This window comes from Candidatus Brocadiaceae bacterium (genome assembly GCA_012728835.1).
Lineage (GTDB): Bacteria > Planctomycetota > Brocadiia > SM23-32 > SM23-32 > JAAYEJ01.
This window is the reverse complement of sequence record JAAYEJ010000009.1, coordinates 20012-28781: the sequence shown is the minus strand read 5'-3', so window position 1 is coordinate 28781 and position 8770 is coordinate 20012. Positions and strand designations below refer to the sequence as shown.

Here is an 8770-nt window from a genome sequence, read left to right as displayed (position 1 = left end):
CGGGAACACGGTTTTCGCGAAACAAACCCAATCCGTCATAACATGCAATCCGCCCAGAAGTTAGACATTTCGATGGATCGGCCTGGACGCCGTCCCGTGCGTCGTGCCCGTGGTGTCGTCGTGGTTCCCAGGCGCACGGCTGCGGCAATACCTTCCGCTGCGAAACAAACCCAATTTCGGCCAGGCCCGGCGGCCGGCGGCCACGTCCGGCCCGGCCGTCCGGATGGCGCGCGAACGCCGGCATTTGTCGCGCCGCCGGCCGCTGCCTGACAGCCTTTTGCCGCACTTGGCCTTGCATTGTGGGGGCGGGCGCATACAATACTGACGGACAGCGTTTTGCACTCTCCCACCAGAACATCCGGGGTAACGGACATGGCGAAGGGCGGCGACGGGCGGGACGAACGCGAAAAGGCCCTGGAGCGCACCCTCGAGCTGATCGAGAAGCAGTTCGGCAAGGGCGCCATCATGAAGCTCAGCGAGGGCGAGACCCGGCTCGACGTGGCCACCATCCCCACCGGAAGCCCCGCACTCGACCTGGCGCTCGGCGTCGGCGGCGTGCCCCGCGGCCGGGTGATCGAGGTCTTCGGCCCCGAGGCGTCGGGCAAGACCACCCTGGCCCTGCAGATCGTCGCCTCCGCCCAGGCCCTCGGCGGTGTGGCCGCCTTCATCGACGCCGAACACGCCCTCGACCCCCAGTACGCTCGCAGTCTGGGCGTCGACATGGAGAACCTGCTGATCAACCAGCCCGACTCCGGCGAGCAGGCGCTGGACATCGTCGAGGCGCTCGTGCGCAGCAGCGCCATCGACATCGTGGTGGTCGACTCGGTGGCCGCCCTGACGCCCCGCGCCGAGATCGAGGGCGAGATGGGCGACCAGACGGTGGGCCTGCAGGCCCGCCTCATGTCCCGCGCGCTGCGGAAGCTGGCCTCCATCGTCTCCAAGTCGCACACCTGCGTCGTGTTCATCAACCAGGTGCGGATGAAGATCGGCGTCATGTTCGGCAACCCGGAGACGACGCCCGGCGGCCGGGCGCTGAAGTTCTACACCAGCGTGCGCATCGAGCTGCGGCGCATCGGCAGCCTGAAGGAGGGCGCCGAGACGATCGGCAACCGCTGCCGCATCAAGGTGGCCAAGAACAAGGTCGCCCCGCCGTTCCGCACCACCGAGGTGGAACTGCTGTTCCGCCGGGGCATCTCGCGCGAGGGCGACCTGATCGAACTCGGCGCGGAGCATGACGTCCTGGAGAAGTCGGGCGCCTGGATCTCCTATGGCGAGACGCGGCTGGGCCAGGGCAAGGAGAAGGCGCGCGCCTTCCTGGAAGAGAATCCCGACATGGCCGAGGCGATCGAGCTGGCGATCTTCGACAAGCTGTCGCCCCAACTGGCCGAGAAGCGGCGCAAGGAGTTCGAACGGATGCGGCGTGCGGCGAGCGAAGGGGCGGGGGACTGAGCGCCGCCGGCGCCGGGGAGGGCGCGCGATGATCCTGGGCATCGGCGTGGACATCGTGGAGGTGCAGCGCATCCGCCGCGCGGTGGACGCCTACGGCGAGCGGTTCGTGCGCCGCGTGTTCACGGACTGCGAGGCGGCCTACTGCCGGCGATGCGCGCACCCGGACCAGCGGTTCGCGACGCGATTTGCGGCGAAGGAGGCGGCGCTGAAGGCCCTGGGGGTCGGCTGGGCGCAGGGGCTGCAGTTCGTCGACGTGGAGGTGGTCAACAACGATCTGGGCGCGCCGTCGATCGCACTGAGCGGGGCGGCGGCGGACCGGGCGTACAGCATGGGCGTGGAGCGGATCCACGTGAGCCTGACGCACCACCGCCACTTCGCCATCGCCCAGGTCCTCCTGGAAGGCCGCCCGCCGATGCCGTAGTCCGGCCGCCTGCGGCGCCGGCTCAGGCCGGTCGGGCGAGCACGACGGCGCACTCATAGAGAGACGTGCGTGCCTTCGCCGCGTTGGCCCTGACGGAGGACTTGATGATGCTCGAGCCGGTTCGTTTCTCCCGGAGCGGGATCGTCTCTTCCGCCTTCAGTCCCTGCAGCTCGCAGATGCGCGCGAACAGGTCGTCGGTCCTGAACTCCACCCCCTGCAGGATGCTGTTGCCGAGGACGATCACTGCGCGGCCGCCGGGGCGCAGAATGCGCGCCAGGATTCCTGCGAAGCGATGGCAGTCGTTGAAGTATGTCGCCGCGTAGTTTGCCCAGCCCGCGCCGCCGTACTGGCCTTTGTGCGTGTTGATTGTGCGGAGCATTGCCAGGTCGGCTTCGAGATCGGGAAGCGGGAACTCGAGCGACACGGCCTCTTGCGCCCTTACGTTCTGCCAGAACTTCCCGAAGCTGTTTTGTTCGACTTGCTTGAGATCACCGGGCGAACCGACCAGGTCCAGCCAGTACATCTGAGGACGGCTGTTGCGAACATAATGGTAGTTGTTCAGGTACGGCGGCGACGTCAGCACCAGATCGATGCTGCCGCCCGGCACGCGGCCGTGGAGGTCGAAGAAGCTCCCGCGATGAAACTCCACCTTCGGGCGCTCTGCCGAACCCACCCGAGCCTGGACATCCCGAATATCGGAGAGCATCTGGCGAAGCTTGCGGACCAGGACCTGCACAACCGGTGCGTCCAGGACATCGCTCTTGCCGGCAGCAGCGCGCGTGCCGAGACTGGGCTCGTAGGAGTAGTTGGAGAAGCCGACCAGTTCGGAGGCCAGCGCGACACGGAAACATTCCTGAACAGACGGATCGACGATGCCGTTGATGAAATCCCTTACCAGCAGGACCTTTTGCTCCACGGGCGGCGAAAAGAACGCCTGCCGACTGACGAACCCGGCGGGTGGCCGGCTCGTGGGCTCTCGTCCGGAGCCAATGGCCTCGGTCACCTCAGTCTCGAATCGCGCAACCGTGGACTGCAGCGCCTCCACAGGTATGCCATGAACGCCCAGTTTGAGCCGTGCAGCAGTTGCCGCGTAGGGGTTGATCTCGAAGCCCCAGACCGGATGACCCTGGAGCAAGGCCGTCACCGGCGTCGTTCCCACACCGGCGAACGGATCGAGGACCGTTGCGTTTGCCGCCGGGATTGCATTCAGGTAGTGGTCCAGCGCTTCTGCTACGAAGACGGCGCTGAAGCCGGCAATCCAGGGCACCCACCGGTGAACGGGGAGGTCGGAATTCTCAGAGAAAGCGGAGTCGCTGAAACCCTTCTTCGCCGGGATTTGACCGGTGGAAACCGACTGCACATTGAACAGCAACTGCTGGTTTCCGGCGTACGCGGCAGGCGCCTCGTTGATCCGAAGCTGCTCCTCGATCCACGCATCGAGATCGCGCTTGCGCATCCGCCACTGACGTCCCACCTTGAACGCGGGCAGTTCTCCGCGTTCGGCAAGCCGGTAGATCGTCTTGGGGTCGACCACGAGCAGTTCCGCTGCATCCTGGATTGTCAGAATATCCATCCGACTCTCCGCGAAGCCCGCGAGAATTGTGTCCAATACAGGGTCTTATACTCGCGCCAATGTGCCTTGTCAAGACGAGAAATGGGCGTTTTTCCCGCCGGAAGAAGAAGGTGTGATCGGGAGGCTGCGCTCAGTCGGTGCGCTCTGCTGACACCCCGGACAGCGAGTGTTCGGACGCCGGATCGGTCTTAAGGGAGGAGGGCCCGGACAGCGAACTCACGGGCGCCGGCGGGGCTTTGTCTTCCAGCGGCGGTGGAGCCAGAGCCACTCCTGGGGCGCCTTGCGGATCTCCTCCTCGAGATCGTGCGTGAGGCGTTGCGTGATGCGGTGCACCTCGGCCGCCGGGTCGGCGTCGGGGCGGGGGAAGATGAGGTCCTTCAGGACCAGCCGGAAGCGGTTCTGCCCCGGGATGCGGCGGGCATAGGTGAAGGCGGCCGGCGAGCCGGTGTAGACGGCCAGCCGGCCGGCACTGGGCGCCGTGGAGGCGGGCCGGCCGAAGAAGTCCACGAAGATGCCCTTGCGGCGCGCGTCCTGGTCGATCAGCAGTGCGGTGTGTTCGCCGCGCCGGAGCAGGCGCAGGACCTCGCGCCAGCTATCCTCCTTCTCGAGCGTCTTCTGGCCGCTGCTCTGGCGCATGCGCCGGACGTGGCGCGCCAGGTAAGGGTTGCTCGTGTCGCGCGCGATGCTCCAGACGGGCAGCCCGATCAGTGGCGAGGCCAGCCCGAGGACCTCGAACTGGCCGAAATGGCCGGTGACGAAGATGATGCCCCGGCCCTCGGGCACGTCTCGAACCTTCTCGAAGCCCTCGAGTTCGAACAGGCCCTCGTAGTCTCCGCGGGCGGCGCGACGCGAGACGTTGGCCGAGTCGACCACGGCCTCGGAGAAATGCCGGTAGACATTGCGCAGGATGCGCCGGATCTCCGCCTCCTTCAGGTCCGGAAAGGCGGCGCGCAGGTTCGCCAGCGCCATCTGCTTGCGTTCCCGGCGGTCCAGCAGGCGGGTCACGTCGGCGGGGTACCGTGCAACGACGCGCGCGACACTCCACGGCAGGGCCTGCAGGATGGCCAGGCTCGTGCGCGCGACCAGGTAGGTCGGCCCGTGTTTGAGGACATCCCGCAGTCGGTTCAAGCCACCTTGCCTTTTAGGAGGTCAGGGCGCGCATTGTACACGGTTCGCCCTTCGCTTCTCAAACGGCGCCGAGCGGCGCCCGGCGCACGCGGTTTGCAGCCGCGGGCGATTCTGCTACAATACACCGGCCTCAGGGCGCCGGCGGCATGCGGCGCCGCCACGCCGTCTCCTCCAGTTCGTCCGCTCAACGCGGCGGCGGTTCACATGGCTCGAGAACAGGTCAGGTCGATCCAGGGCACCGAAGACGTGCTCCCCGCCGGATGGGGGCACTGGCGCCGGCTTTACGAGGCGGCCCGCACGGTGTTCGAGTCCTTTGGCTACGGCGAGGTCCGCACGCCCGTCATCGAGGACGTCCAGCTCTTCGTCAAGGGCACCGGCGAGACGACGGACATCGTGCAGAAGGAGATGTACACCATCCCGACCGGTGAGGACGAAGCGATCGCGCTGCGCCCCGAGGGCACGCCGCCGGTCGTGCGCGCCTACCTGGAGCACAGCCTGCACAAGCAGCAGCCGTTCCGCAAGCTCTACTACGCCGGGCCTATGTTCCGGCGCGAACGCCCGCAGCGCGGACGCCTGCGCCAGTTCCACCAGCTCGGGGTGGAGGTGTTCGGCAGCACCAGCCCCCTGGTGGACGCCGAGACGGTGCTGATGGCGGGCGAGGTGTTCCGGCGGGTGGGCCTGACCCGGCACACCGTCTGGATCAACACCATCGGCTGCCCGCAGTGCCGCCCCGCGTTCCGCGCGCGCCTGCTGGAGATCCTTCGCGGACGCACAGAGGAGCTGTGCGCGGACTGCCGGGACCGGATCGAGCGCAACGTGATGCGGGTCTACGACTGCAAGAACGAGGGTTGCCGGCGCGTCGTGGACTCCCTGCCCGAGATGACCGACCACCTGTGCGAGGCCTGCACGGCGCACCACGCCGAGGTGCGGGCCGCGCTGACCCGGGCCGGCGCCGGGTTCCGGGACGACCCGCGGCTGGTCCGCGGGCTCGACTACTACACGCGCACCGTCTACGAGATCAAGCACCCGGACCTGGGCGCGCGGGACGCCATCTGCGGGGGCGGCCGCTACGACGGCCTGGTCGAGGAACTGGGCGGCCCCCCGACTCCGGGCGTGGGCTTCTCGATCGGCGCCGAGGCGACGCTCCTGGCCATGGAGGCCGAGCTGGGGCCCGCGCCGGACTCGTCGGCCTCGCCGACCGCCTATGTTGTCTGCTTCGACGACGCGCTGCGCTGCGACGCCTTCGCGCTCGTGCACGACCTGCGCCGGGCCGGCGTATCGGCCGACATGGACTACGAGGGCCGCAGCCCGAAGTCCCAGCTCCGCGTCGCCAACCGCCTGAACGTGCGTCTCTGCTGCCTGCTGGGGCCGGACGAGGCGGCCCGCGGGGAGGTGACCCTGAAGGACATGACGGAGGGCCGCCAGTGGGCCGCCCCGCGCGCCGAGGCCGCCCAACAGGCGGCCGCGCTGCCGACCCCGGACGCATCGAAGGAGGGGTGAGACCATGTTGCGGCGCATTCGCATCAATGGCTACAAGTCCTTCCATGGGCTGGACCTCACTCTCGGGGCGGTCGCAGTCGTGATTGGCCCCAATGGCGCGGGGAAGAGCAACCTCCTGGACGCAATCCAGCTCGTCTCCGGCTTCGTCACCCAGCCAAGCCTTCAGGAGGCGTTCGACGGACACCGGGGCCTGCCCCTGGAGAGCATGTGGTATGGCGAGCACGGTTTCGACGGCCTCCGTGAACAGGAGTCCGTGCGCTGTCGCTTCGGTGTGGATGTTGAGTTGTCTGAGAGCGTCCTCGAGGAAACAGAGCGGACGATCGCGCAGAAGCGGCACGGCCTTGACACGGAGAGGGACGGCGCGCGACAGCGCGTGCTCGAACGGCTCCTGCGCCACGAGATCGAGATCGAGTTGCTGCCGCGCACAGGCGTGTTGCGGGTGGTGGATGAGAGAGTCCAGGCATTGAAGTCGGACCTGACTCCCAAGGCGAACCGTGTGGCCTTCCTCGAGAGGGTCGACGGGCAACTCCGGCTTCGGATGGAGGGCCAGGGCCGACCATCCGAGTTCCCTCTCGGTCTTGACCACACCATCATGTCAACAAGCCTGTACGAACCCCATTACCCCCATGTTACGGCGCTGCGTCGTGAGATGAGCAGATGGCGGACATACTACCTGGAGCCCCGAACGCTCATGCGAGAGGACGTGCCCGTCTCGGAAGTCCGCGGCATCGGCCCCAGGGGCGAGAACCTGGCCGCATATCTCAACACACTCAAGAACCAGTGGCCGTCCTCCTTCGACAGCTTCCGGCGGGCCGTCGGGACCATCATGCCCAATCGGCCGGAGATCGACGTTGCCTTGACGAAGGAAGGGATGGTTGGGCTGAAGGTGACCGAAGCTACGTGCGAGTTCTCGGGCAGACTCATCTCCGAAGGGACACTACGCCTGTTGGGTCTGCTTGCGGCTGTTCATCCCGACAGCCCGGCGACTCTCGTGGGATACGAGGAGCCGGAGAACGGTGTCCATCCTGCCCGGATCCGTACCATTGCCGACATCATGCATCGCGCATGCACACAGTATGGCAAGCAACTGCTGGTCACGACGCATTCCCCGCTGCTTGCCACGTCGTTCCCTCGCGATTCGTGGTACGCCTGCAGGAGAGAGGGGCCCGGAAGCGTCATCGAGCCGCTTGGGTGTCAGGGCCCGCTGCTTGCCGAGGGCGATGTTGAGGAGGCGCTATCGGAAGCCATGATTCGGGGCGACTTCGGCGGGTGAAGACGAGGATCACATACTTCCTGGAAGACCGCGCACAGGAGGCGTTCATCCGTGCGCTCGTGGCGCGTATTGCCCGTGAGGAAGGGCGCGAGGTCGCCTCTGACGTTCGCTCCGCAAGGGGCGGGTCGCAGGTGCTTGCACAACTGAAGAGGTTCGCGGGCTCGGTGGCGAAGTCGGCGAGCGCAGGGCCTGCGTTCGACATCCTTGTCGTGGCAATCGACGGGAACTGCCACACGAGGGCGAAGAGGGTGCGTGAGATCATGGGCGTCATGCGCGGAACGGGACTGGAGTCCCAGACCGTCTGCTGTGTTCCGGATCCCCACATCGAGCGCTGGTACTGCTTGGACGAGGGCGCCCTCAGGAGAGCCGTGCCTTGTGATATCCGTGTGCGTGCGCCGGAGTACAAGTGCGACAAGGCCTTCTACAAGAAGCTGCTTGGCGATGCGCTGGCGCCCGTGCGCTCACTGATGGGCGGCGCCGAGTATGGTGAGGCGATCGTTGCGGAGATGGATCTCGATGTGGCAACTAACCGAACGCGCCGGCCGAGCGGGTTGCCCGAGTTCGTTGACGACATGCGGAGACACCTGCGCTAGTTCCGTTGGCTCCTGCAGATCTCGGAGGGAAGGAGGCGCAATGAGCGAACAGGAGATACGCTCCCTGATCGGCCAACTGCGCGACTTCCGCCTGCGCAGCCGGGCGGCGGACCGTCTCGTCGTCCTCGGCCGGGAGGCGGTGCCGCACCTGATCGAGGCGCTGGACCGCGAGGGGCAGGAGGGCGCGCGCTGGGCAATCCTGAAGTGCCTGGGGGAGTCCCGCTCGCCGGAGGCCGCGCAGGTCCTCGTCCGCTGGCTCGGCGACCGCAACTACCACTCGGTGGCCCACGAGGCCCTGGTCAGGATGGCCGGACGCGACCTGGGACCCCTGCCCGAGGAGTGGCTGCGCTGGGCCCGGCGGGCGGCCGGCGGAGCGGACGCTGCGCCGGCCGCGGACGCCGCCGACCGCGATGCGGCGGCCAACCGGCAGTTGATCGAGCAGGCCGTCGAGGGCACGGCCGCCACGTGGCGCGAGGACGAGCCGGACCGCTTCCGGGTGAGCGTGCCGCTGAGCGGCGCGCGCAGCCGGGAGGTGACGGTCGTGTTCGGCTCGACGGACCACGAGGGTTGCGAGATCGCGCTCGTCTACTGCAACTGCGGAGAGGCGAGCGCGGACGATTACGAGGCCGCCCTTCGGCGCAACCTCCGCATGCCGTACGGCGCCATCGGCCTGCGCGATATCGGCGGACGGCCCTGCTTCGTCATGTTCAACACGATCCTGCGCCACGGCCTCAGCCCCGTCGAGCTGCGCAAGAGCGTGTTCACGATCGGCGAGCGCGCAGCGCAGATCCCGGGCCGGATCCGTGACTGATCGCCGCGCCCATACGGAGTCG

At 67.5% G+C, this 8770-nt stretch carries 8 protein-coding genes; 6 read left to right on the top strand and 2 right to left on the bottom strand.

The window, feature by feature from the left end:
* Positions 1–372: 372 nt before the first annotated feature.
* Both recA and GXY85_01130 read left to right on the top strand, forming a co-directional pair.
* The gene (gene recA / locus GXY85_01135) at positions 373–1449 is read left to right on the top strand and encodes a recombinase RecA (protein NLW49433.1); all 1077 of its coding nucleotides are present in this window, start codon (positions 373–375) and stop codon (positions 1447–1449) included.
* Between the two features lie 28 nt (positions 1450–1477).
* Positions 1478–1870 (top strand): holo-ACP synthase, encoded by a 393-nt coding sequence (locus tag GXY85_01130; protein NLW49432.1) that lies wholly within the window; start codon positions 1478–1480, stop codon positions 1868–1870.
* 22 nt (positions 1871–1892) lie between these two features.
* Here the strand turns inward: GXY85_01130 and GXY85_01125 are convergent, their stop codons facing one another.
* Together GXY85_01125 and GXY85_01120 are read right to left on the bottom strand one after the other, a co-directional pair.
* Complete coding sequence (locus GXY85_01125; GenBank protein NLW49431.1) at positions 1893–3443, bottom strand: helix-turn-helix domain-containing protein; 1551 nt, start codon at positions 3441–3443, stop codon at positions 1893–1895.
* Between the two features lie 216 nt (positions 3444–3659).
* The gene (locus GXY85_01120; GenBank protein NLW49430.1) at positions 3660–4571 is read right to left on the bottom strand and encodes a lysophospholipid acyltransferase family protein; all 912 of its coding nucleotides are present in this window, start codon (positions 4569–4571) and stop codon (positions 3660–3662) included.
* A 204-nt stretch (positions 4572–4775) separates the two neighbouring features.
* Between GXY85_01120 and GXY85_01115 the strand changes: the two genes are divergently transcribed.
* From GXY85_01115 to GXY85_01100, 4 genes are read left to right on the top strand one after another with little or no spacing between them, the layout of a single operon-like run.
* Complete coding sequence (locus tag GXY85_01115; protein NLW49429.1) at positions 4776–6071, top strand: histidine--tRNA ligase; 1296 nt, start codon at positions 4776–4778, stop codon at positions 6069–6071.
* 4 nt (positions 6072–6075) lie between these two features.
* Positions 6076–7344, top strand: coding sequence for an AAA family ATPase (locus GXY85_01110; GenBank protein NLW49428.1), 1269 nt, complete (start codon positions 6076–6078; stop codon positions 7342–7344).
* Positions 7341–7937 carry a hypothetical protein gene (locus tag GXY85_01105; protein ID NLW49427.1) on the top strand — a complete coding sequence of 199 codons (597 nt, stop codon included), beginning with the start codon at positions 7341–7343 and terminating at the stop codon, positions 7935–7937. Before GXY85_01110 ends, GXY85_01105 begins: the two co-directional genes overlap by 4 nt.
* A gap of 40 nt (positions 7938–7977) precedes the next feature.
* Entirely contained in the window at positions 7978–8748 is a 771-nt protein-coding gene (locus GXY85_01100; GenBank protein NLW49426.1) for a HEAT repeat domain-containing protein, read from the top strand.
* Positions 8749–8770: the final 22 nt, after the last annotated feature.

What these genes read in the sequence shown, in the direction of transcription:
- recA (NLW49433.1), top strand. Translation starts at nt 373, where the DNA reads ATGGCGAAGGGCGGCGACGGGCGGGACGAACGCGAAAAGGCCCTGGAG.
- GXY85_01130 (NLW49432.1), top strand. Translation starts at nt 1,478, where the DNA reads ATGATCCTGGGCATCGGCGTGGACATCGTGGAGGTGCAGCGCATCCGC.
- GXY85_01125 (NLW49431.1), bottom strand. Translation starts at nt 3,443, where the DNA reads ATGGATATTCTGACAATCCAGGATGCAGCGGAACTGCTCGTGGTCGAC.
- GXY85_01115 (NLW49429.1), top strand. Translation starts at nt 4,776, where the DNA reads ATGGCTCGAGAACAGGTCAGGTCGATCCAGGGCACCGAAGACGTGCTC.
- GXY85_01110 (NLW49428.1), top strand. Translation starts at nt 6,076, where the DNA reads ATGTTGCGGCGCATTCGCATCAATGGCTACAAGTCCTTCCATGGGCTG.
- GXY85_01100 (NLW49426.1), top strand. Translation starts at nt 7,978, where the DNA reads ATGAGCGAACAGGAGATACGCTCCCTGATCGGCCAACTGCGCGACTTC.